28 protein-coding genes are annotated in these 25,167 nt (G+C 30.6%); 2 read left to right on the top strand and 26 right to left on the bottom strand.

The window, feature by feature from the left end:
* Positions 1-50: 50 nt before the first annotated feature.
* From BS62_RS12210 to yabG, 25 genes are all read right to left on the bottom strand, one after another.
* Positions 51-1,229, bottom strand: coding sequence for a sodium ion-translocating decarboxylase subunit beta (locus BS62_RS12210; RefSeq protein WP_496491567.1), 1,179 nt, complete (start codon positions 1,227-1,229; stop codon positions 51-53).
* A 74-nt stretch (positions 1,230-1,303) separates the two neighbouring features.
* On the bottom strand, positions 1,304-1,699 hold the full coding sequence (locus BS62_RS12205; protein WP_496491559.1) for a biotin/lipoyl-containing protein: 396 nt from the start codon (positions 1,697-1,699) through the stop codon (positions 1,304-1,306).
* 28 nt (positions 1,700-1,727) lie between these two features.
* Positions 1,728-2,120 (bottom strand): OadG family protein, encoded by a 393-nt coding sequence (locus BS62_RS12200; RefSeq protein ID WP_496491558.1) that lies wholly within the window; start codon positions 2,118-2,120, stop codon positions 1,728-1,730.
* 15 nt (positions 2,121-2,135) lie between these two features.
* Positions 2,136-3,683, bottom strand: a complete 1,548-nt coding sequence (gene mmdA / locus BS62_RS12195; protein ID WP_496491557.1) for a methylmalonyl-CoA decarboxylase subunit alpha — start codon at positions 3,681-3,683, stop codon at positions 2,136-2,138.
* Positions 3,684-3,705: 22 nt separating this feature from the next.
* Positions 3,706-4,116: a methylmalonyl-CoA epimerase gene (gene mce, locus BS62_RS12190; RefSeq protein ID WP_496491556.1), complete on the bottom strand. Its 411-nt coding sequence runs from the start codon at positions 4,114-4,116 to the stop codon at positions 3,706-3,708.
* Positions 4,117-4,118: 2 nt separating this feature from the next.
* Positions 4,119-5,081, bottom strand: coding sequence for a methylmalonyl Co-A mutase-associated GTPase MeaB (gene meaB / locus BS62_RS12185; RefSeq protein ID WP_496491555.1), 963 nt, complete (start codon positions 5,079-5,081; stop codon positions 4,119-4,121).
* 12 nt (positions 5,082-5,093) lie between these two features.
* On the bottom strand, positions 5,094-5,498 hold the full coding sequence (locus BS62_RS12180) for a cobalamin B12-binding domain-containing protein (protein WP_496491554.1): 405 nt from the start codon (positions 5,496-5,498) through the stop codon (positions 5,094-5,096).
* Between the two features lie 30 nt (positions 5,499-5,528).
* Positions 5,529-7,202: an acyl-CoA mutase large subunit family protein gene (locus tag BS62_RS12175; protein ID WP_496491553.1), complete on the bottom strand. Its 1,674-nt coding sequence runs from the start codon at positions 7,200-7,202 to the stop codon at positions 5,529-5,531.
* 184 nt (positions 7,203-7,386) lie between these two features.
* Positions 7,387-8,904, bottom strand: coding sequence for a succinyl-CoA:acetate CoA-transferase ScpC (gene scpC / locus BS62_RS12170; RefSeq protein WP_496491552.1), 1,518 nt, complete (start codon positions 8,902-8,904; stop codon positions 7,387-7,389).
* A 161-nt stretch (positions 8,905-9,065) separates the two neighbouring features.
* Positions 9,066-10,466, bottom strand: coding sequence for an aspartate-alanine antiporter-like transporter (locus BS62_RS12165; RefSeq protein ID WP_496491551.1), 1,401 nt, complete (start codon positions 10,464-10,466; stop codon positions 9,066-9,068).
* A 174-nt stretch (positions 10,467-10,640) separates the two neighbouring features.
* Positions 10,641-12,524 carry an ATP-dependent zinc metalloprotease FtsH gene (gene ftsH / locus BS62_RS12160; RefSeq protein ID WP_496491550.1) on the bottom strand — a complete coding sequence of 628 codons (1,884 nt, stop codon included), beginning with the start codon at positions 12,522-12,524 and terminating at the stop codon, positions 10,641-10,643.
* Between the two features lie 35 nt (positions 12,525-12,559).
* A complete protein-coding gene (gene tilS, locus BS62_RS12155; protein WP_496491549.1) occupies positions 12,560-13,951 on the bottom strand; it encodes a tRNA lysidine(34) synthetase TilS in 1,392 nt (463 codons plus the stop codon).
* A gap of 158 nt (positions 13,952-14,109) precedes the next feature.
* Positions 14,110-14,292 (bottom strand): XapX domain-containing protein, encoded by a 183-nt coding sequence (locus BS62_RS12150; RefSeq protein ID WP_496491548.1) that lies wholly within the window; start codon positions 14,290-14,292, stop codon positions 14,110-14,112.
* A complete protein-coding gene (locus BS62_RS12145) occupies positions 14,292-14,474 on the bottom strand; it encodes a XapX domain-containing protein (protein WP_496491547.1) in 183 nt (60 codons plus the stop codon). The genes BS62_RS12150 and BS62_RS12145 overlap by 1 nt, the downstream gene beginning before the upstream one ends.
* Positions 14,475-14,494: 20 nt before the next feature.
* The gene (locus BS62_RS12140; RefSeq protein ID WP_496491546.1) at positions 14,495-15,178 is read right to left on the bottom strand and encodes a hypothetical protein; all 684 of its coding nucleotides are present in this window, start codon (positions 15,176-15,178) and stop codon (positions 14,495-14,497) included.
* A gap of 10 nt (positions 15,179-15,188) precedes the next feature.
* The gene (locus BS62_RS12135) at positions 15,189-15,605 is read right to left on the bottom strand and encodes a YwiB family protein (RefSeq protein WP_496491545.1); all 417 of its coding nucleotides are present in this window, start codon (positions 15,603-15,605) and stop codon (positions 15,189-15,191) included.
* A 65-nt stretch (positions 15,606-15,670) separates the two neighbouring features.
* Positions 15,671-16,477: a glutamate racemase gene (gene murI / locus BS62_RS12130; protein ID WP_496491544.1), complete on the bottom strand. Its 807-nt coding sequence runs from the start codon at positions 16,475-16,477 to the stop codon at positions 15,671-15,673.
* Positions 16,478-16,480: 3 nt separating this feature from the next.
* Positions 16,481-17,569, bottom strand: coding sequence for a D-alanine--D-alanine ligase (locus tag BS62_RS12125; protein ID WP_496491543.1), 1,089 nt, complete (start codon positions 17,567-17,569; stop codon positions 16,481-16,483).
* 150 nt (positions 17,570-17,719) lie between these two features.
* Entirely contained in the window at positions 17,720-18,304 is a 585-nt protein-coding gene (locus tag BS62_RS12120; protein WP_496491542.1) for a cell wall hydrolase, read from the bottom strand.
* Between the two features lie 28 nt (positions 18,305-18,332).
* A complete protein-coding gene (gene spoIIR / locus BS62_RS12115) occupies positions 18,333-19,007 on the bottom strand; it encodes a stage II sporulation protein R (RefSeq protein WP_496491541.1) in 675 nt (224 codons plus the stop codon).
* A 166-nt stretch (positions 19,008-19,173) separates the two neighbouring features.
* Positions 19,174-19,860, bottom strand: a complete 687-nt coding sequence (locus tag BS62_RS12110; RefSeq protein ID WP_496491540.1) for a GntR family transcriptional regulator — start codon at positions 19,858-19,860, stop codon at positions 19,174-19,176.
* The gene (gene ispE, locus BS62_RS12105) at positions 19,850-20,728 is read right to left on the bottom strand and encodes a 4-(cytidine 5'-diphospho)-2-C-methyl-D-erythritol kinase (protein WP_496491539.1); all 879 of its coding nucleotides are present in this window, start codon (positions 20,726-20,728) and stop codon (positions 19,850-19,852) included. Before ispE ends, BS62_RS12110 begins: the two co-directional genes overlap by 11 nt.
* 99 nt (positions 20,729-20,827) lie before the next feature.
* Positions 20,828-22,378 carry a DUF3794 and LysM peptidoglycan-binding domain-containing protein gene (locus tag BS62_RS12100; RefSeq protein WP_496491538.1) on the bottom strand — a complete coding sequence of 517 codons (1,551 nt, stop codon included), beginning with the start codon at positions 22,376-22,378 and terminating at the stop codon, positions 20,828-20,830.
* 98 nt (positions 22,379-22,476) lie between these two features.
* The gene (locus BS62_RS12095; RefSeq protein ID WP_496491537.1) at positions 22,477-22,740 is read right to left on the bottom strand and encodes a Veg family protein; all 264 of its coding nucleotides are present in this window, start codon (positions 22,738-22,740) and stop codon (positions 22,477-22,479) included.
* 155 nt (positions 22,741-22,895) lie between these two features.
* Positions 22,896-23,750, bottom strand: a complete 855-nt coding sequence (gene yabG / locus BS62_RS12090; protein ID WP_496491536.1) for a sporulation peptidase YabG — start codon at positions 23,748-23,750, stop codon at positions 22,896-22,898.
* A gap of 154 nt (positions 23,751-23,904) precedes the next feature.
* On the opposite strand from yabG, the gene BS62_RS12085 reads away from it, so the two are divergent.
* Positions 23,905-24,045 (top strand): hypothetical protein, encoded by a 141-nt coding sequence (locus BS62_RS12085; RefSeq protein ID WP_496491535.1) that lies wholly within the window; start codon positions 23,905-23,907, stop codon positions 24,043-24,045.
* Positions 24,039-24,965: a pseudouridine-5'-phosphate glycosidase gene (locus tag BS62_RS12080; protein WP_496491534.1), complete on the top strand. Its 927-nt coding sequence runs from the start codon at positions 24,039-24,041 to the stop codon at positions 24,963-24,965. The genes BS62_RS12085 and BS62_RS12080 overlap by 7 nt, the downstream gene beginning before the upstream one ends.
* A gap of 35 nt (positions 24,966-25,000) precedes the next feature.
* Here the strand turns inward: BS62_RS12080 and BS62_RS12075 are convergent, their stop codons facing one another.
* The gene (locus BS62_RS12075) at positions 25,001-25,162 is read right to left on the bottom strand and encodes a hypothetical protein (protein ID WP_496491533.1); all 162 of its coding nucleotides are present in this window, start codon (positions 25,160-25,162) and stop codon (positions 25,001-25,003) included.
* Between the last annotated feature and the right edge of the window lie 5 nt (positions 25,163-25,167).

Below are 25,167 nucleotides of genomic sequence, written 5' to 3'. Positions count from 1 at the left end.
TAGTATATAAGATACTAAGCTTCTTACCTAAACTATTTTACATTACTTTTTTATCCAAATAAACTCAATAATATACCAGCTGCTACTGCAGAACCTATAACCCCCGCTACATTAGGTCCCATAGCATGCATTAATATAAAGTTTCCTGGGTTTTCTTCTTGAACTACTTTTTGTGATACCCTCGCTGCCATAGGAACTGCGGATACTCCCGCTGATCCTATTAATGGATTCATTTTTTCCTTGCTAAAGATATTAATTATCTTAGCAAATATAACGCCAGTACCAGTTCCAACACCAAATGCTACTATTCCTAGTGCAAATATGAATAAAGTTTGAGCACTTAAAAATATTTCAGCTTGTGCAGAAGCTCCAACTGATAATCCAAGGAATACAGTAACTATATTCATTAATGCATTTGAAGCTGTGTCAGATAATCTATCTGTTGCACCAGATTCTTTTAATAAGTTTCCAAACATTAGCATGCCTATTAAAACAGCTGCTGATGGTAATAATAATGAAACTATTATTGTAACTATTATTGGGAATAGTATTTTAACTTTTTTAGAAACAGTTTTAGTCTGTTTCATAACTATAGCTCTTTCTTCTTTAGTAGTCAAAGCTCTCATTATAGGAGGTTGTATAATAGGCACTAATGCCATATATGAATATGCTGCAACTGCTATAGGAGCTAATAAATGTGGTGCTAGTTTTGTTGTTAAATATATAGCTGTAGGACCATCTGCTCCACCTATTATTCCTATAGAAGATGCCTCTTGAGCAGTAAACCCAAATAATAAAGCACCTATAAAAGTGAAGAATATACCAAATTGAGCAGCTGCTCCTAATAATATACTTTTAGGGTTAGATATAAGTGGACCAAAATCAGTCATAGCTCCTACCCCTAAGAATATTAAAGGAGGAAATATTCCAAGTTCATCTCCTTGAAATAAATAATATAGTAATCCCCCTGGTGTTGCTGTGTGTATACTACTTTTGAAAATACCTTGTTGTGCATTTTGAGCTTCTTGCATATTTTCCGGATTTAAAAATTGTATTAATGTACCTGGTTCAGACATAACTCCAGATAGAGGAAGATTTGAAAGTAGCATCCCAAAAGCTATAGGTATCAATAACAAAGGTTCAAACCCTTTAGCTATAGCTAGGTATAATAATACACATGATATTATTATCATTACTAGCTGGCGCCAATCCATATTAACAATCCCCATCGTTTGTATAAAATTATATAGAACTTCTCCCACGGGTCAGTCTCCCTTCTCTATAATTTCCCCTTTAGAATTTTTTACTTAAATGCAACTAAAACATCTCCTGCACTTACTGAGGAACCCTTAGATATATTTACTGAAGCTATAACTCCGTCAGCAGGTGCCATTATTTCATTTTCCATTTTCATAGCTTCTAATATCAATAATACTTGACCTTTCTTAACACTATCTCCAGCCTTAATTCTTACATCATTTATAGTTCCTGGCATTGGAGCATTTATAATATCTCCTCCTTGAATTGAAGATACTTGAGGAGATGGTTCTACTTTTTGTTTTGGTGTTGCTACTGCTTGAGGTTGTGGAGCTTGGGCTACTGATGGTCTTGAAACTTGAGATGATGAAACTCCCCCAACTTCTTCTACTTCAACCTCATATGCATTTCCATTAACAGTTATGTTATATTTTTTTATCATTTTAATTTCCTCCCACATTTTATCTAAGCTATTCAACACTATCTAATACAGTCATACTTTGCCAGTTTCCCTGTGTATTATTAGTTCTAACTATCCTTCTTACCACAACATTATTAGCAGAATTTCCCCTTGAAGCTGCTATTGCTGCAGTTATAACCGATACTAACTCTTCAATATTCTCTTCCTTAGGTTGAGTATCACTTGATATAGTAGCAGCTTGCTCTTGTTGAGTTTTAACTTCCACTGGTTTTTCCTTAGGTTCTCTTTGTAATAGCTTTATACTATATTGTATCAATACTAATATTATAAAAACCATTACCATTGATAATAGTGTTACTACCAAACCACCTAAAAGTAATTCTCCCATTCCAAGTGATGATATATCACTTTTCATTAATTCAAGCAATTCACTTATATTCATATTTTCCCCACCTTCCTATAGAGGTATATTACCGTGCTTTTTAGGAGGTCTAACTTCTCTTTTTGATGATAACATATCAAATGCATCAGCTAATCTTATTCTCGTAATAGCTGGTTCTATTACATCATCTACAAACCCTCTCTCCGCGGCTTTATATGGAGTTGCAAATTCATCAGTATACTCTTTTATTTTTTCTTTTCTTGTATCTTGAGGATTTGATGATTCCTTTATTTCTTTTCTAAAAATTATATTAGCAGCCCCTTCTGGACCCATAACTGCTATTTCTGCACTTGGCCATGCAAGAACTATATCTGCGCCTAAATCTTTAGAACACATAGCAAGATATGATCCACCATAGGCTTTTCTAGTTATTAATGTTACTTTTGGAACTGTTGCTTCACTATAAGCATATAACATCTTAGCTCCATGTCTTATTATTCCGCCAAATTCCTGGCCTGTTCCTGGTAAAAATCCTGGAACATCTACTAAACTTAATATAGGTATATTATAAGCATCACAAGTTCTAATAAATCTTGAAGACTTATCAGATGCATTTATATCTAAACATCCTGCCATAACCTTTGGTTGGTTAGCTACTATACCTATAGATTCTCCATTTATTCTAGCAAAACCAGTTATTATATTTTGAGCAAAGAATGGTTGAACTTCATAAAAATCTGAATTATCTACTATAGAATAAATTATTTCTTTCATATCATAAGGCTTATTAGAATTATCTGGTATTATATTTTCTAAACCTTCTATAACTCTATTAGGTGTATCTCCATTTTCTATTATAGGAGTTTTTTCTGCATTATTTGATGGTAAGAAACTCAATAATTTTCTTATTTGAGCTAAGCAGTCTTCATCATTAGACGCAATAAAGTGTGCAACTCCTGATGTTGTATTATGAGTTGATGCTCCACCTAAAGTTTCTGCTGAAACATCTTCTCCTGTAACAGTTTTTATTACTTGAGGTCCAGTTATAAACATTTGACTAGTTTTATCTACCATATATGTGAAGTCTGTTAAAGCAGGAGAATAAACAGCCCCTCCAGCACAAGGCCCCATTATAGCTGATATTTGTGGTATAACCCCTGATGATATAGTGTTTTTATAAAATATCCCGCCATATCCTGCTAGAGCATCAACAGCTTCTTGTATTCTAGCTCCTCCAGAATCATTTAATCCTACTACTGGAGCTCCTACCTTTAAAGCTAAATCCATTACTTTTATTATTTTTTTAGCGTGCATTTCTCCTAGAGACCCACCTAATACAGTAAAGTCTTGAGCAAAAGCATAAACTAATCTTCCATCAACTTTTCCATAACCGGTAACAACACCTTCGCCTTGAGCTTCTTGCTTTTCCATTCCGAAATTAGTGCATCTATGTTTAACGAAAGCATCTACTTCTACAAAACTATTTTCATCAAAAAGCAAGTTCAGTCTTTCTCTTGCTGTTAACTTTCCTGATTCGTGTTGTTTTTGAATTCTCTTTTCTCCCCCACCTAATTCTATCTTTCTTCTTTTTTCTCGAAGGAGATCTAACTTCTCTTGTGACATCGAATTACCCCCTAAAGTAAATTTATTTTCGTTCACTTAATTCTAAAAGTATTCCATGAGTACTCTTTGGATGACAAAAAGCTATTCTTGCTCCACCTGCTCCATATCTTGGAGTTTCATCTATCATTTTATAACCTTTAGCTTTAACTTCCTCTATAGCACCTTCTATATTATCTACTCTTACTGCTATGTGTTGTATTCCGCCTCTTCCGCCATTCTTTTCTATGAACTTAGCTATAGGTCCATCTTCAGTAGTTGACTCTAGTAACTCTATTTCACTGTCCCCAACTGGTAAGAATGCAACTTTAACCTTTTGATCTTCAACAACTTCAGTACCACCGCACTTAAGACCTAAAACTTCTTCATAAAACTTTAATGTTTCTTCAAGATTTGTAACAGCTATTCCTATATGATCTACCTTGCTTATATCCATATTTAATCCCCCTCAGAACTTATATAGTTTTTATTTGTTAATTTATTAAATATCATTTCACTTATTGTATAAGGATCTAACTCCTTATTTATAGTCTTTGCCAATAATTCATCTATTTCTTTTGTATCTTCCATTGTTTTTACTAAACCTTCTATTTTTCTATATATTAATTCTTTTAACTCTAATTTATTTCTTTCTAATCTTTTCTGAGTTAAAATATCGTTATTTACTAAATGATCTTTATGACTGAATATATTATCTACTGCTTCTTCTATTCCCTTACCTTCTTGAGATATAACTAAGCTAACTGGTGGTCTAAACTCCCAGTCTTTTTTGAAATCTAACATCATTTCTATTTCTAATGAAGTTTTTTTAGCTCCATCTTTGTCAGCCTTATTGACAATAAATACATCAGCTATTTCCATAACTCCAGCCTTTATAGCTTGTATATCATCCCCTAATCCTGGAACCATTACAATAACTGTAGTATCTGCTGTTTTAACTATATCAACCTCAGATTGGCCTACTCCTACTGTTTCTATAAATATATAGTCACATCCATAAGCATCTAATATCTTTATGGCAGCTTGAGTAGCTTTTGATAATCCACCTAGACTACCTCTAGTTCCCATAGATCTAATAAAAACCCCTGGGTCTAAACTTAAGTCATTCATTCGTATTCTATCTCCAAGTATTGCTCCTTTTGTAAAGGGACTTGTAGGGTCTATTGCTATAATTCCAACTTTTTTACCTTGTGTTCTAAAATATTTAGCAACTTTATCGGTAAATGTTGATTTACCAGCACCAGGAGGGCCAGTTATGCCGATAACATATGCCCTACCTGTGTGTTTATAAATCTCTTTAAGCAAATCTAAGTATCCTACAGACTCATTTTCGACCATAGTTATAAGTCTAGCACAAGCCCTTTTCTTACCATCTAGAAGATCTTGCACAAGAGTATTCATATTATCAACCATCTATTCTAACGGTCTCTTTAAGTTGTTTTTCATAAATTCTATGGTAACAGAAGTTGGAGTACCTGGAGTAAATATTTCAGCTATACCTTTTTCTTTAAGGAAAGGTATATCTTCATCAGGTATAACCCCTCCACCTAATACTAATATTTCATCATATGCACCTTCATTTTTAAGCAATTCAACTACCTTTGGTAATAAGTGATTATGAGCTCCAGATAGTATACTCATAGCCACTACATCTACATCTTCTTGGATAGCAGCTTGAACTATATGCTCAGGCGTTTGTCTAAGCCCTGTATATATAACTTCCATTCCTGAATCTCTTAATGCTCTTGCTATAATTTTAGCTCCTCTATCATGACCATCTAATCCTGGTTTTGCAACTAATACCCTAATAGGTCTCATATTTTATCCCCCTTAAATTACATTTTTTCATTATATCATTACAGTTTGCTTATACTCACCAAATTCTTCTCTCATTACTCCACATACTTCCCCTAATGTTGCATATTCTCTAACGGCATCTAGTATATATGGCATCATGTTTTCATTTGAGTTACAAGCTTTTCTCAATGCTTCTAAAGCTTCTTTAACTTTATCATTATCTCTCTTATTTTTAAGTTCATTTATTCTTTGTTTTTGACCTTCACCTACACTTGGATCAACTCTTAACAATCCTTTAGGTGATTCCTCTTCCACTTGGAATTTGTTAACTCCTACGATTATTCTCTTATTATCTTCTATTTCTCTTTGATATTTATAAGCACTTTCCATTATTTCTTGTTGTATAAATCCTTTTTCTATTGCAGATGGAGCTCCACCTAATTCGTCTATTTTGCTTATTAAACTCATAGCTTCTGTTTCTATACTATTAGTTAAACTTTCTATGTAGTATGATCCTGCTAATGGGTCTATACTATCAGCAACTCCACTTTCATTAGCTACTATTTGTTGAGTTCTCAATGCTACTCTTACTGAATCTTCAGTTGGTAAAGCTAATGCCTCATCCTTTGAATTAGTATGTAATGATTGAGTACCTCCAAGAACTGCTGCTAATGTTTGAATAGCAACTCTAACTATATTATTTTCTGGTTGTTGAGCTGTTAATGTACATCCAGCTGTCTGAGTGTGGAATTTAAGAGACCAAGACTTAGGATTCTTAGCGTTAAATCTTTCTTTCATTATTTTAGCCCATAACCTTCTAGCAGCTCTAAATTTAGATATTTCTTCTAACATATTGTTATGTGAATTGAAGAAGAAAGATAGTCTTGGCGCAAAATCATCTACATCAAGGCCAGAATCAATTGCTGCTTGAACATAAGCTATTCCATCTGCTAATGTAAAAGCTACTTCTTGAACTGCATTTGCTCCGGCTTCTCTTATATGATACCCTGATATACTTATAGTGTTCCAATTTGGAACCTTTTTTGAACAATAATCAAATATATCAGTTATTAATCTCATTGATGGCTGAACAGGGAATATATATGTACCCCTTGCTACATATTCCTTTAGTATATCGTTTTGTATAGTCCCTCTTAATTTGTCTGGGCTAACTCCTTGCTTCTCAGCAACAGCTATATACATAGCAAGTAAAACTGATGCTGGTGCATTTATAGTCATAGAAGTAGAAACCTTATCTAATGGTATTCCATCAAATAATATTTCCATATCCGCTAATGAGTCGATAGCAACCCCTACTTTACCTACTTCACCTTCAGATATAGCATCGTCTGAGTCATATCCCATTTGTGTAGGTAAGTCAAATGCAACAGATAGACCCATAGATCCTTGATCTATAAGATACTTATATCTCTTGTTTGACTCATCTGCTGTAGCAAATCCTGCATACATTCTCATAGTCCAAAACTTACCTCTATACATTGTAGGTTGAACACCTCTAGTAAAAGGATATTCCCCTGGGTATCCTAAGTCATTTTCATAGTCAAAATTTGGAACATCTAATGGTGTATATAGTCTTTTTACTGTTTCCCCTGTATCAAATTCAAACCCTTCTTTTCTTTCTGGAAATCTTGATAATGTTTTCCCAACCTTTTTTTCTTCCCATACTTTAAATGATTCTTGTAGAGAACTAAAATCTTTATTCATTCATAACCCCCCTTAGTTATTTTAATTAACTATATTTTACCATAAAAGAGAATAATAGGTTGCAGATTTATATATTTCTGAAGATTAAGTTGCATTTTTTTATATAAGCATATATGCCTATTTTCTTATATTAATTATGGTTTATATATAATTTACCTTGTTATATTAAGTTATTCGCACAAATCTATTCATTAGTGCTTACATTAGATATTTTTTTCATTGTTCCAAATTTTAAGAATCTTTCGTGCCAAGATAAAGCTTCTTCTAATATATGTGGAGTATGTTTAAATTTACCTGCCATAGATCTTTCTAAATAATCATATAATTCTTCCTTATAATCTGGATGAGCACAATTTTCTATTATACATTTAGCCCTTTCTCTAGGACTTAAACCTCTTAAATCAGCTACCCCTTGTTCTGTAACTATAACCATTACATCATGTTCTGTGTGGTCATGGTGTGATACCATAGGAACTATACTTGATATATCTCCATTTTTCGCTATAGATTCTGTAGTAAATATAGTTAAATAAGCATTTCTTGCAAAATCTCCAGATCCGCCTATTCCATTCATCATTCTACTTCCCATTATATTAGTAGAGTTTACATTTCCATATATATCAACTTCTATAGCTGTATTTATCGCTATAACACCTAGTCTTCTTGCAACTTCAGGACTATTACTTATTTCTTGAGGTCTTAGTATTAGCTTATCTTTGTATTTACTGAAATCTTTATAAAAACTATCTAGTCTGTCAGGAGATATTGTTAATGATGTTCCAGAAGCAAATTTAATCTTGTTTGCGTCTATTAAATCTAAAACTGAATCTTGTATAACCTCAGAGTATACTGATAAATCATTAAAGTTTGATTCTGTAAGTCCAGATAAAATGGCATTAGCTACACTTCCTACTCCAGATTGTAGAGGAAGTAAGTTTTCAGGTAGTCTACCTTCGTCTACCTCAGATTCTAAAAATTTTATTAGATTATCCGCCATTTTCTTTGATTTTTCATCAATCGGCGCTACAGGTCTAGTTTGATCTTTCATATCGGTAAATACTATAGCAACGATTTTATCTATATCACATGGTATATATGTAGTTCCTATTCTATCTTCTACACTTACCAATGGAATAGGTTTTCTATATGGTGGATTTTCAACACTATATACATCGTGTATTCCGTCTAATTCAAGAGGTTGAGTTGTGTTTATTTCTATTATGATTTTATCTGCACATTCAACAAATACATTTGAATTACCTATAGATGTAGATGGAATTATATAACCTTCTTCAGTTATAGCGACTGCTTCTACTAATGCTATATCTACTTTTCCTAGGAATCCGGATTTTACCCATTGAGGAGTATGACTTAAATGCATATCAGCATATTCTATACTTCCTTCATTTATACCATTTCTACACATACTTTGTGTTTGATAAGGGTATCTTCTTTTTATCACTTTAGCTTCTGATAGCGCCCCATCAAGTTCAGGTCCTACAGATGCTCCTGTTATTAATGTTATTCCTATGCTTTCACTATTTTTAGCTCTATTAGCTAGGGCCATTGGTACAGCTTTAGGATATCCTGCCGGAGTAAATCCACTTGTTCCAACAATCATATTGTCTTCAAATAGCTTAGCAGCTTGTTCTGCAGTCATAACCTTATCTTTCAGTTTTTCACATCTCAATCTTGTATTCATAACACCCCTCCTATATTACTCCTTATAAGTATTTATTAGACATAAATACTTATAAGGCCTTGTTAAATGTATAAAATTTATTATATATGGTAATATGATATTACCAGTTATAACATTAATATTTTGTGGTATTAAGGTAATACCACATTTATTATTATTTTTTACATTGGAAGTTTATGCAACATTATGGTAAATATAACCATGCCTAGCAATGCAAATGGATAGGTCGCACCATATCCTGCTGCAGGATCATCACTTCCAATAGCTTCTACCGCTGCACCTAAGCCTGGTGTGGATGTCATACCACCACAAATAGCACCTGATAACATTATCCAGTTTATCTTAAGCACATATTTTCCAATTATAAATCCAACTAACATCCCTATAACTCCAACTACAGTTGATATTAATCCCAAGTAAGCTCCTGCTCCAACTAGAGCATCTATTGCCTTATATCCATATCTTAAACCTACTATAGCTAAGAAAAATACTAGCCCAATATCTCTTATTACCCCTAATGTTTTTGAATCCATTCTAAAGTTTATATTTCCTATTTTACCTATATATCCTAAAATTAGAGAGCCTATTAGTACTCCTCCTGTTGAACCTAGTCCAACATAGCCTATTACAGGTAAATATATATTTATGCTTCCTACTATATATCCAAATAAACATGCTATTGTAAAACCTAATATATTGAACTTAGTTTCTTCAATTTGTCTACCACCTGCTGATTGTCTAGCTTCTTCCATTTCTCTTTTAAAGTCTTTTCTTTCCTTTTCAACATCGATTTTAAATATAGCTGGGAAGAAGTTAACGGCAAGTATAACTATTAATACTCCAAATGGATATCCTATTGCATGACCAGCCCCTATACTGGCTTGAGCATTTTTAACAAATTGTTCTTTTATCTCATCTGTCATCTGGAATTTTTCTGCATCTGTCGCATTGAATACTTCTACAGCACCTGATCCTTCACTTTTTTCTATTCCAGCCATATTTAAATATTTTGCCTTTTCTTCTGGTGCCATTGACTCATATTTTTCTGATTTTTCTATAGCATGACTTTTAGCTGTCTCTAATGCTGCTGCAAGACCTGGCGAACTTGTAAGAGCCCCAGTATATACCCCTGAAACTTCATAAGGATTAGAATCCTCACTAAATAATGTAGCTCCATATGTAGCCATCGCACTTATAAATGTTATAACTAGCCCTAAAATTACGAATTTAAATCCGTATTTTTTTAGAACAACTCCCATATCCTTAGCTGCTAGTAATCCTATTGATGCAACAAATAGTATTAAGAATATAGTAAAAAACCCTTCTGAAACTACCCCCGCTGATAATAACTTCTGAGCTGATTCATAAGCTGAACTTGCTTCTGTAACAGAATTAGCATACCTAAATGCTATCCAACCTATTACTAGACCGGTAAATAAAGCTCCAGATATTCCGAAGTTAAATTTACCAAACCTTATTTTGCCAAATATAAGTCCTGTTGCTATCGCTAGAAACATTAGCATATATTGGCTCATAAAAACCTCGGCAAAACTAAATTGCATGTTATCCCCCCCTGTTTATTTTTTAACTTAGTATTATATATTCAATAGGAGGACATATTATCCCTGTTTTTACAATTTTAAAATAATTGTAAAAATTAAAATAATCAGAAAATTCCTTTTTAGTTTTTTGCAAAATAATAAGACTAGAATATAATTCTAGCCTTATCAAATATATTATTCTTTTTTGTTATCTATATCTTCTTGAATTTCTTCACTAGTTGTAGCAGTATCATCATATAAAGATAGTTCTCCATTAAATGCTTTTACAAACTGGTCAGCATCTAATGTCTCGTATTTTAACAGCGCCTTTGCTACATTGTGTAATTTATCTAGATTTTCTACAAGTATATTCTTTGTAGATTTATGTGCATCATCAACTATAAACTTTATTTCCTTATCTATTTGTGAAGCAACTTCTTCAGAGTAGTTTCTTTTGCTAGCAAAGTTATTTCCTACAAATACCTCGTCTGAAGGATCTCCAAAGGCCATAGGACCAAGTTTTGACATACCATATCTAGTTACCATGTTCCTAGCAGTATCTCCAACTCTTTCTAAGTCATTTTGAGCCCCTGTTGATACGTCTTCAAGTACAATTTCTTCTGCAACTCTACCACCTAATAAAACTATTATATTTTCTTTCATTTCATTTTTAGTAGCATAGAACTTATCTTCTACAGGTAGCTGCATAGTAAATCCGCCGGCTCTACCTCTAGGTATTATAGTAACTTGGTGTACTGGGCTTACATTAGGCAATAAATGAGCTGCCACTGCATGACCAGCCTCATGATATGCTGTTAATTTTCTTTCTTTTTCACTTATTACTCTAGATTTTTTAGCTGTACCAGCTATAACCTTAGTAATAGACTCTTCTATAGTCTCCATATGGATTTTCTTTTCTCTTTTTCTTGCTGTAAGTATAGCTGCCTCATTCATTAAGTTTTCTATATCAGCTGGCGTAAATCCTGGAGTTCTTCTAGCAAGAACCTTTGCATCTACATCATCTTCTAAAGGTTTATTCTTAGAATGAACCTTAAATATAGCTTCTCTACCCTTAATATCTGGAGGTCCTACAACCACTTGTCTGTCAAATCTACCTGGTCTTAGTAATGCTGGATCTAATATATCTGGTCTATTTGTAGCTGCCATTATTATAATTCCTTCATTTACTCCAAAACCATCCATTTCAACAAGTAATTGATTTAGGGTTTGCTCTCTTTCATCATGGCCTCCGCCAAGTCCTGCTCCTCTTTTTCTACCAACAGCATCGATCTCATCTATAAATATTATAGCAGGAGCATTTTTCTTCGCTTGCTCGAATAAATCTCTTACTCTCGATGCACCAACTCCGACAAACATTTCAACGAAGTCAGATCCGCTTATACTAAAAAATGGAACTCCTGCTTCCCCAGCTACAGCTCTTGATAAATAAGTTTTTCCTGTACCTGGAGGCCCTACCATAAGTATACCTTTAGGTATTCTAGCACCTAACTCTATATACTTTTTAGGATTTTTTAAGAAGTCTACTACTTCTGCTAAATCTTCTTTTTCCTCTTCTAATCCTGCAACATCATTAAAAGTAACTCTGCTTTTTTCATCGTCTTTATGCATTTTAGCTTTAGACTTTCCAAAGCTCATTACTTTACTACCGCCGCCCTGAGATTGTTGCATAAATACAAACCAAAATATAACAAATATTAAAATAGTAAATATTGAAGGTAGTATTTCAAAGAACCACGGTGTAGTTGCTGGTGGATCACCACTTAGTATAACTTTTCCTTCTGCAGCTTGTTTCAGTATTTCATCTGAAAAAGTATCACTTTCCATAGCCTGAGGTATATATGTTTTGAATTTTTGATTAGTACTCTTTATAGTGCCTTCTACTGTTCTATTATCTAAAAAATGTATATTAGATATATCTTCACTTACTAATGATTTATATGCTTCAGAAAATTTTATGTCCTCCACTTGTTCAGTTGGTTTACCATAAAATTGAACTATAGCTACTATTACTACAAATATTAATAAGTAAAAACTTGCTCCCTTTAGAAATTTTCTCAAAAAGAGCCCTCCTTCCTAGATTGTTTTATAATATTTTAGAGGTATTTAAAGCATATTTTTATTACTTCAGTTGTGCTAGTATCTACCTTATAACCTTCACTATCTCTGTATGTTCCAACACACATAATACCCTTTTGGTCAGCCATTATAGGTATTTTACTTCTTTGCTCTTTTGGTACCTTTAGATCTATGAGCAAATCTTTTATTTTTTTGCTTCCTCCTAAACCAGAAATTCTTATTTTATCTCCAGGCATTCTATTTCTTATTACTATACCCCCTTCTACTTTGTCTGCATCAAATAATTTTGCATTTTTATCGCTTTTCATATTTTTAATCTTATCTATATTTAATATTTTACTTTCAACTACCATATTTAATTCCTTTATTTTTATATATCCATTAGTAGGAACATTATAATAGTACTCTATATCTTCATATACAATTTCTTTATTAGTTATAGATATATAATTTTTGTTTCTATAAACCACTATTCCTCTAGGCAAATTAATTTTTTTGCCTATTTTATCTTCAAGCTCCATTTCTAGAACATCATCTATGTGCTTTTGTTCTATTCCTTTTAAATCTCCTAATATGTAGTTTACACTCTTTCTTATTATTCTGCTTTTTATTGATTTATGATAACCATGAAAATTTTCTACATATATATTTATATTCTCATTTTCTTTTTCACATGACTCCTCAAATGCTTTATTAGATTCAATATCTATATAATCATTATCTTCTTTTATAGTGTGACTCATTCTAACTAAAGCATCTATTATATTAGGATTAAAATTCTCTTTCATATAAGGTATGAGTTCTAGCCTTATTTTATTTCTAGTATATACACTTTCTAAGTTAGTCTCATCTAATCTAGGACTTAAATTATTAGCTTTACAATATTCTTCTATTTCATCTCTATGTACATCTATTAATGGTCTTATTATTCCATCTTCTCTTTTATAACTAATCCCCTGTAGCCCCTGAAGACCTGTTCCTCTCATCATTCTCATAAGAACTGTCTCAGCTTGATCATTTAAATTATGGGCTATTGCTATTTTATTTGCACCTGTTTTTTCTTTTATCTGAAAAAACATTTCATATCTTAATATTCTAGCTCCTTCTTCTATGGATAATCCATGTTCTTTACAATAGGTCGGAACATCTATTGATTTTACAAAATATATTATATCAAGACTATCACATAATTTAGAAACATACATAGCATCCTTTTGAGCTTCTAATCCTCTTATTTGATGATTTAGATGCGCTGCATATATCTCTATATTTAATTCATCTTTTAATGATTTTAATATATGTAAAAGGCATACTGAATCAGGTCCTCCAGAAAGCCCTAATACAATTTTATCCCCTTTTTGTATTAAATCATGATTTGCTATAGTATTTCTTACCTTATCTATAATCATAATTCTCCCTCTTAAGCTCAAATTTAATATAAATTATTAACTTTAATATATTTTCTATAGAATATGTTTAATCCCTTGTAATATTTTACAAAAAATAAAAATATGTATACATACTATAATAACAAATAAATTAAATAAAAGGTAGTGTTTTACACTACCTATCTAAACATTTGTTGTATTAAGACTCCAATTTTACTTCCAACTATAACGCCAAATATGCCTAATACACCTGATAAAACTGGAGGCGCAGGTATCGGAAGATCTAGTTTTTCGAATATAGCTCCTAGTATAGCTCCAGCTAAAATTGCAAGTAATACTGTTATTATCCACTGTGATTCCATTATTTGCGCCCCCCTTTTTTAAAGTATTTTTGTGTTATATATGAACCCGACCATATTCCAAATATACCCATGAAACCTGGAATATTTCCTGGAGCTGGTATAGGAAGATAAATTATTTGGAATATAACTCCTACTATTAATCCAGCAATTAATGATACAATACTCCCTTGAAATCCACTCATAATTTCACATCCTCTTTTGTTTAGTCATTACTTAAATTGATTAATGCGTTTTTTATCAGTGTATTTATGGTATTTGATATTACTATAAAATTATATAGTTCATCCTTTTCTAAATCTCTTATTATATTTACCTGTTCATAGTTTAATATCATCTTAGATATTTCATTTAATCCTTCAATTAATGCATATAACTTTATATTACATTTAATTTTTTCATAAATATTTATAGATTTGTCTAATATAGCTTTTAGTTGTTTACTCATATTGTCTATATTAATTTTTTCTATATCAACATATATTTTTTCTAGTTTCAAAACATTTATTATGTTTTCTAACCTAGTATATATATATATTATTTCTTTATTATTATTTGTTAAATCTACATTTTTTATATTAAATTCGATATCCATTTTTTGAATTTCTTTTAATGTATATTTATAATTATTAGATGTTGCATAAAAATTTATATATCCATTATCCGATACTACTGTTTTATAATATTTATTTATTTTAGGATATATATATTGATTTATAGAAGTTGCTATATCATAAGGATGGCTTTTTAATGTTTTACTTAATTTAAAAGATAAGTTTGTATAAAAGTCTCCATTTTCCTTGTCTTTATTATCTCTAACTTCCACCTTAACATCTTTTATTTTTTCATTTTTTAGATATTCTTCTAATGCATCATATATATGTTTCAAAATTATCACCTTATTTTACATTTATATTTATAGTATTTTTTCCTTCAAATAAACCATCTATTTTTATTTTGTAATTTACATATATATTTATTTTATTTTCTTCATTTATACTTATATTTATGTCACTTGTTATTATTTCCATATTGAAAATTCCTTGTGTAGTTTCATATTTAACAATATATCTTTTATCTTTGCCAAATACCATTGTAGAATTATTTTTGCCAAACCTTTTTATAGTAACTTCATCATCTTGTACTTTTATCGTTGTAGTAGTATTTTCCATTCCCGTTATTTCTGACTCTTCATAAGTTACATATATATTATTGTTTTTATTATATAGTTTACCTTCACTTATAAACTCCATTATATCTTTTTCGCCATTTTCATTTATCTGTTCAGATTTAATCTTAACAATAACTTTTTTCATAATATCACCTCAAAAACTAAATATAAACTTCAGATTTTACTTAATCTAAAGTTTATATTCAAAAATTAATATTTCTGTATTTCTATTTGATCTATATTTTCTATATGTTTGTTCAGGAAACCTTGACCGATATATGAAAACTTATCTGGAGCATCAGAAACATAATAGCTATAGTATGGTTTAGTCTCTTCTTCCCTCAATAAATTCCCATGTGATAATATATTCTTTAAATCCTTAGCTGTTTCTCTTGCTGGATTTACTAAAGTAACATTATCCCCCATAACCTTGGATATGGTGTTTATAAGTAGTGGGTAATGTGTACATCCTAATACTAACGAATCTATATTTGAATCTTTTAAGTCTTGCAAATATCTCTTTGCTGTCAAATATGCTACTTCAGTATCAGACCACCCTTCCTCTGCTATAGGTACAAATAGAGGACATGATTTTCCTAATATCTCTATAGAATTATCTAATTTGCAAATTTCTTGTTCATATGCCTTTGAATTTATAGTTCCCTCAGTACCTATTACTCCTACCTTATTGTTTTTTGTCATTTCAACTGCTGTTCTAGCTCCAGCTTCTATAACCCCAACAATAGGCATATTATAATGCTGTTGTGCTATAACCAAACTTGTAGCTGTCGCTGTATTACAAGCTATAACTATAGCCTTTACATTCTTTGTTAAGAGAAAGTTTATAGCTTGAAATGTATACTTTATAACTGTTTCTTTTGATCTAGGTCCATACGGAACTCTAGCTGTATCTCCGAAATAAATTATATTTTCATTAGGTAAAATATCCATTATTTCTTTTAAAACAGTCAATCCACCTAAACCTGAATCAAATACGCCTATAGGATTATTTATCAATGTCTATACACCTCTTAATTTCTTTTCTTCGCTATTTTCTATAGCTAGTTCTATAAGTTTATCTATAAGCTTAGAATATGGTAAATTCGTAGATTCCCACATTTTTGGATACATACTTATATTTGTAAAGCCTGGCATTGTATTTATTTCATTTATATATATTTCATTTGTATTTTTTTCTACAAAGAAGTCTACTCTAGAAAGTCCAGAACCATCTATTGATTTAAAAGCTTCTATAGCCATTTCTCTTATTTTACCCAGAATATCTTCGTCTACAGGTGCTGGTATTATTATCTTAGATGCACCATTAATATATTTATCTTCATAATCATAAAACTCTTTAGCTGGAACTATTTCTCCTGGTATAGATGCATAAACTTCCTCGTTTCCTAAAACTGAAACTTCAATTTCCTTAGCATTTACGCCTTGCTCTAATACTATTCTTTTATCGTATCTTAGTGCATCTTCTATTCCCTTTATAAGTTCTTCTTTATTGTTAACCTTAGATATTCCTACACTAGACCCTAAATTTGCAGGTTTTACAAATATTGGGTAGCTTAAGATTGATTCTATTTTATTTATCTCTTCGTCTTTATTTTTATTAAATTCCCACTTTGTAGTATAAGTATACTCTACTTGTGGAAGGTTTGCTTGAGAAAATACCTTTTTACATATTAACTTATCCATACCTACACTAGATGCTAAAACTCCACATCCAACATAAGGTATTCCACTTATTTCAAATAGGCCTTGAATAGTTCCATCTTCTCCATAAGGTCCATGTAAAACTGGGAATAACACATCTATTTTTACAATTTTCCCATCTTCGAATCTTAATCCTATTTCTTTATTTCCAACAGGTATCAAGTTTATTTCTACATTTTCGCGAGCGGTTTCTATCCATTTTCCATTTTGTATATTTTCTGGAATTCCCTCATAGTAAAGCCATCTGCCTTCTTTAGTTATTCCTATAGTATATATGTTATATTTCTCTTTATCCATAAACTTATATATTGATGATGATGATGCAAGAGATACTTCATGTTCTCCAGATTTTCCGCCAAATATTAATCCTATATTTAATTTCATCATAACTTACCCTTCTTTCTAATAATAATTTTTTCATATATTTATTACTATGAGTATTATTATATGCAAATAGTTACTTAAATGATTATAGTTGATTACGACAAAAAAATAAAGGAGCAAATTGCACTCCTCATTGTTATTCTTGTATGACTTTTATTTTGCAAATACGTGATTACCTATTCTTTCATGGGGTTCTAGTGTCTTTATCCAATTACAAGTTGCTATATCTGGATTCCAATAAAATATAGCTCCTTTAGTAGGATCTTGACCTTCTAAAGCTTCCCTAGCAGCTTTTATTGATGTATCTGTTGGTGTTAAATTTATTTGTCCATCTGATACTGCTGAAAAAGCTTTAGGCTGATATATTACATCTTTTATGGTTTTTGGAAATCTAGGATCTTGTACCCTATTTATTACAACAGCTGCCACAGCTAATTGGCCTTCATATGACTCTCCTCTTGCTTCACCCGTTATAAGCTTTGATAATAAATATAAATCATCGTTACTAAAACTGATTACTTCTTTGGCTTCTGATTCTGTATTTATTTGTCCTGTATTTATTTGTTCTCTTTTTATTTGCCCTCTATTTGTTTTGTCTCTTATTTCTTCTTTATTTATTTCTTTTTCATAATAATTTATATTAAAATCTAAGTCATATGCATAAGTTATGTTAAATGAAAAGCTAACAATTAACACCATAGTAAGTATTAATATAGTTTTTAAAATAAATGACCGCATATTTTTCCTCCTTATAACCCTAATTTATTTAATTCCTAGCAAATGATGATTTATTGTCTTTTATATTTTGAATAACTTCTATTATTTTAAACTTTAACTCTATATCTTCTATGTTCGTTTTTCCTTGTTCTGCTATCATATTGTATTCTTTTTCACTTAATACTTTTTTTAGATTATCTTCTGTTTTTTCACTTGTTATACCATTATCTATATCTACAAAACATAATGGCGGAAACATGACACACCACCAGTTTTTGCCTTTGCCTTCTCCTATCACTACTTTTAAAGCTTTATAATTTCCTGCTGGTAAAACTATATTTGAATATTGTTTTGTTGGAAAATTACTATATCCTAATTCAGCTTTTACATCATATTTATATCCATTTTCTTTAATTACCTTGCTTGAAATTTCTACTATTTTATCTTTATTTTCATTTATTATTTGTTCGCTTTGTTCTATACTTTTTGATTTATCTAACATAGGATCTAAATATGCTATGATTTCATCTCTAACCTTAAGCTTTAATTTTTGGTCTTCGTCAGAATCGCTATTAGCTATAACATGGAATCTTATTAGCTTTTCTTTAAATACAGGAACTGTATTATCTACCTTTTTCATTTCACCTTTTATATAAACAGTTGTACTACCTATTATTATCAACAGTAGAGTAAACAACATTACTAACTTCTTTCTTATTTTCATTTTTTTATCCCCCCGATTTATTATTTACATTTGAATTATTCCCATTTATTTTTTATTTATACATATTTAAAAATGTTTTTTTTAAACTTATTTTTCCCATTTATAAATGTTTTATGTGCAATATTTTTATAAAATAAAAAAAGCCTTGTGATTTACACAAGGCTTTTTATATAATACCGCTTTTCCCAGCTTTATCCATCATAAAACTTTCTGCTATTTCTATATGTTCTATAGCACATTTTTGAGCTAATTCAGAGTCTCTATTTGATATTGCATCTAATATCCTTTGATGTTCTTCTATTATCCTTAACGACATATCAATATCAGATAGATATGTTACTCTAAATCTATGAACTTGTTCCCATATAGAATTTATTAATTGAACTAACTTTTTATTGTTAGTTGCATTAAATATACATTCATGAAACTCGATATCTTTTTTTAATTGTACTTCTATATCTTCATTATTTATAAAGCTTTGCTTAAATTCTTCAGCTATTTTCTTTAACTTTACTATTTCTTCATCACTTATTCTTTCTGCTGCAAGAAAGGCAGCTAACCCTTCTAATGATGCTCTTATCTCTAGTACATCTATTATGTCTTTCAAAGACACATTTGCAACATAAGCGCCTTTTCTAGGAAGCATAATAACTAGACCTTCTAATTCTAACTTTCTTATAGCTTCTCTCACTGGAGTTCTACTTACCCCTAGCTGTTCAGCCAATTGAACTTCCATAAGCCTTTGGCCTGGTTCTAATCTTCCTTCTAATATAGCTTCTCTTAAATTTTCAAATACTATATCCCTTAATGGCTTGTAATCATCTAAATTTAATTTTTCTAAACTATCTTTCAAATTCAACACCCCTCTCACTGCTTCCTACCAAATATGTCTGATTATATTGTTTTTTTAGGTACTCACTTGCCTTAATTGCCTTTTCATATTCATCAAATAATCCAAAGACAGTTGGTCCACTACCACTCATCATAGATCCTAATGCGCCATATTCAATCATTATATTTTTTATCTTATTTATATCTTCATAATTATTAGATGTAACACTTTCTAATACATTTACCATATTTTCAGCTAATACTTTAATTTCTTGATTTTCTAAACAATTTATTAAAAATTTATTATTAGGTCTCTTAGGCACCTTATTCATATCTAAATTTTTATATACTTCTGCTGTAGATACAAATATATCAGGTTTACATACAAGGATGTATGTCCCATTTAAACAGTTTATCTTTGTAAGCTTTTCTCCTATGCCTTGTGCTAATGAGGCTCCTCCATTTATACAAAACGGGACATCTGCTCCTAATTTGAGGCCTATATCCATAAGATCTTGCTCGCTTATATTTAAATTCCACATTTCATTTAATCCAACTAAAATAGCAGCAGCATTAGAACTTCCACCTGCCATACCTGCTGCTACAGGTATATTTTTTTGTATATATATATCTAACCCTTTATTTATATTGAACTTTCCTTTTATTAGATTTGAAGCCTTATAAACTATATTATCCTCATTTAAAGGTATATTTACATTGTTACTTTTTATGTTTATCTTATTATCATCTCTTTCACTTATCTCTATATAATCATATAAATCTATCGTTTGCATAATCATTTCAACTATATGGTATCCATCATTTCTTTTTCCTAATACATCTATAGATAAGTTGATTTTAGCTCTACTCTTCAAATTTATACAGGCCATATGTTCCTCCTTGTATTTTGTATAACGTATAACATTTATATTATACTACAAAATAAAAAAAAATAGGGCTACTAAACCCTATTTTTTATAAAATTTGTTTTAAAGTTCACATACTACCTTTTTTTCTATTATTAAACACTGACCTTCTCTTAATCCATCTTCTTTCTTTAACTCATTTACTTCTATTATTTCGTCTATTGTAGTGTTATATCTCTTAGCAACATCCCATATTTTATCTCCATCTTTTGCTATATATATAGTTATACTTGGTCTTAAAGACATATCTATTACTCCATGGTCTTCACCTTTAACTATAAAAGTATCCTTAACTCTATCTAATACTTCAGTATATCTTTTAGCTTTTATGCTTATATCTATTTGATCTCTATTTAAATCATACTCAACTCTATCAACTTCTACTGTACTATATGAACTCATAGTATCCTTATCTTGTGGTAAGTCTATAGTATGCTTAAATGGAATCTCCTCAGTTAACTTATAAACAGGTCTTAATCCTTCTACTGGAGTATATAATAAATCTACTTTAACGATTCCCTCTACAGTATTTTTACCTTCTATTAAAGAACTATTTTCTAAGAATATATTAGCATCTACATTAACTATATCTTTTATTTGTATGTCTTCATTACTATTTCTTATAGTTTCTCTTATATTAAAGTACTCTACTCCACCGTCAACTATTTTATTTAATTCTACATTTCTATTTTCAAATTTTAAGTTTCTATATGGACAATATGCATCTTGTAGTACTTCTCTTGATACATCTTCACAAACTTTAACCTTAGATCTTAACGTTGCATCTATTTCTAATAAACTAGCTGTGTTTTCCTCATTTTGTTTTAATGTGTACATAAAGTCTACTATTTCAACCATAGCTTCTTCTCTCATGCCTTCAGAAGCCCCTGGCACCTCTATAAATTGAGTAAAATCTAGTCCAAATCTGTCTAACTCTACTAATTCTCCCTCATATGTGTATGCAACCGGATTTATTTCTAATGTTCCACCTACTATAACCTTATTGTCTGAAACTCTAGTTTCTTTTAATCTTACCTTCGGGCTTAATGATACTAAACTTTCTATTTCTTGATTATTTATAGAAACAGTGTCTCTTATAACACTTTCTGATTTCTCTATTCCAACTATATCTTCATATTGAACTTCTTTTCTATGTTTTTGTATATCTTCTACTTGAGCGATATCTTTTACTATGTCTATTCTTGATTTTTCAAATAGGCTTCCTTTTACATTTACCAAAGCTCCTACTCTTATTTTTCTCTCATTTACTATATTACAATCTATATGCTCAACCTCTGCTTTTAACATATTTTCCATTTCAGCTATTATATTATCTTTTTCAACTACCTCATTTAAGTCTATTCTACCTTCTACATTAGATACAGTTTTTTTATCTTCACTTAAGTATATAACGTTATAATTGAAGCTACCTCTTAATATTATCTTTCCATCTAAAACTTCTTGTTTTTTTAGAGATATGTATCCTTCAGTTTTTATTATGTCATATACATCATCTTTCTTATCCGGAACTACAACTTCTGCCTCAATAAATGTTTGGAATCTACCAAAATCGACTCTATTATCTACTTTGATTATGTCTTTTATTAAATCCATATGTTTTCCCCCCTGTTAAAAATATATAATTTATCACATTATATTTATATTTATAAAATGCAAAAAAAATTACACCTATTTTTAATAGGTGTAATTTTTTAGCTTACATTTAATTTATCTTGATTTTTAAATACTTGGAGTTTCACATTAGATGTCAATAAGTCTGAATAACTATAAGATAGTCTAGTGCATCCATTTTCATCATCTACTTTTATAACAAAGACGCTAGGATATACTTTTTCAAGAATACCTTTTCTAGTTATTATCTGCTTTCTTCCCTTATTTGCCTTAAGCAATATGTGTTTACCTAAATATTTCTCTAAGTTTTGTCTTATTTTGTTTAGGGTTTGTACAGTGGCCATTTGATCACCTTCTTTAATCCTTTGATGTTTACATAATATCACATTTATCGTTATTTGTCAAATATAAACTAAATATTTTATATATTTTTTTTATAAAAGTCAATACTATACTTTTTAAAATTATATGCTTTTATATATTTTTTTATCATTTTCCATTAATTGTATATAGACTTGGGCATCGCTAGTCTATATTTACCCTTTGTCTCTAGACCACCGACACCTTTAGTTCCTGTTATAGTATGTTCAAATACTTCTTCCAAAGGAACTACTTTATCTATTCTAGAACATGCTATTTTCTCTACTATAAAAACTGGATCTAATGCATGGATCATTATTCTGTGAGGCGAACTTGCAAAGTTTGCTCCGCATTTTAATATCTCTTCGTAATTAGATTGACAAGCTCCAGCAAATATAACCAAATTATCTAAACTAGGTTCATATTTTCTTGCTTCTTTTACTGCCTTTATAAAGTTAGTAGTGTTTCTATAGTTACCTACATCTTTTAAATCGCCCTTACTGTTTAATATTGAGTCATGTCCAGTTATAACTAATATATCTGGATTATGCTCTTCAAGAAGAGCTCTTATTTCCTTATATTGATTTTCTTCTGATATAGCCTTTCCTACTGCTGGTATTCCTAGTTTAGAGTATACTTCTAAACATATTTTGAGATATTCGCTATCTCCATCTAAATGAAGTACCTTTCCTGGTCTTCCATAGGTATTTGTTGCATTAGTATTAGTCTGTCTATAATACTTTTTTTCCTTTTCCTTCATATCTCTTAATACCTTATAAAGCAAACTCTCAACTTCTCGGTCTATTATATACCTATGAATATCATATTCCTCTATTCTTTCTAAATCATCAATATAGGAATCTGCTATTATTCTAAGAGCTACCCCTTTTAATAAAGCCATTTTTTTTCTTGAGTCATCTTCAACAAACCCTACTATTCTAAAAACTATATCCTTATTATGGGACTTTCTAACTACCATGTCTCCTACTCTCATAATTGTCCTCCCTTATATCAAATAGTATTAATATATTTTATGTTCAAGAAAAAATAATGTTCCTCTTATAGTGAGTATAATATAACGAACTAAGCACTATTGCTATCATAGAGCTTATACCTATATTTTATATGTATAAAATTCTATAGAGTATGTGAATAATTTTAATTTAGAACAAAATGCTAGATTTTCTACAGAAGCATCGTTACTTGCCCTATCGCACAAAAATACTATAAATCCAAATATGTCTGTTGAAAATATTGAAAATTTACTAAAGGAGATGACATTATGTTAGAAAATTATTTAGAAATACACGAAGAGGTTAAAAAAGCCTTAAGATCAGGTGAACCTGTGGTAGCTTTGGAGTCAACTATAATATCGCATGGAATGCCTTATCCTCAAAACATAGAAATGGCAAAAACAGTTAGCAAACTAATTAGGGATAACGGAGCTATACCCGCCACTATAGCTATAATAGATGGAAAATTAAAAGTAGGACTTACCGATGAAGAAATAGAGCTATTAGCTAACAGTAATAATGTTGTAAAAGCTAGCAGAAGAGACTTACCTTTTATAATATCAAAAAAGTTAACTGGCGCTACTACAGTTGCATCTACTATGATAATAGCATCTCTTGCCGGCATTAAGATATTTGCTACAGGTGGTATAGGAGGTGTCCATAGAGGGGCACAGCAAACATTTGATATATCATCAGATTTATTAGAGCTTGCTAATACTAATGTGGCTGTTGTTTGTGCAGGAGCTAAGTCTATACTAGATATAGGCCTTACATTAGAATATTTAGAAACTAATGGTGTTCCTGTTGTAGGATATAAAACAGATGAATTCCCGGCTTTTTATACTAGACAAAGTGGATTTAAGGTTGACTACAGAGTAGACTCTGCAAAAGAACTGGCAATTGCGCTAAAATCAAAATGGGACTTAAATTTAAAAGGAGGAGTTGTTGTAGGAAATCCAATTCCAAAAGAATATGAAATGGATTATAATCTTATAAATACAGCTATAAAGAATGCTTTAGCTGAGGCAGCAGAAAATAATATATCTGGAAAAAAAGTTACTCCTTTCTTACTGGACAAGGTAAAAACTACAACATCAGGTAAGAGCTTAGAGTCTAATATAAAGCTAGTTTATAATAATGCAATAGTTGCAGCACAATTAGCAAGTGAGTTATCTAGTCTATATAGAAATAAATAATAAAAGGTTCCTAGATTTTTTCTAGGAACCTTTTATTATTCTGCTTTTAAATTCGGAATTACCTTTTTTATCTCTTCTACTTGATGCCATATATTTTCAAATTTATTATTTTTAACATAATCCTTTAAATCACTTAAAGTATCAAATTCTTTTGTAGAAAGATTATCATCTTCATCTATATATTTAAGTATAAACATTTATA

The organism is Sporacetigenium mesophilum DSM 16796 (genome assembly GCF_059569055.1).
Note: the sequence above shows the minus strand (reverse complement) of the source record. Positions and strands in the feature narration are given on the sequence as shown.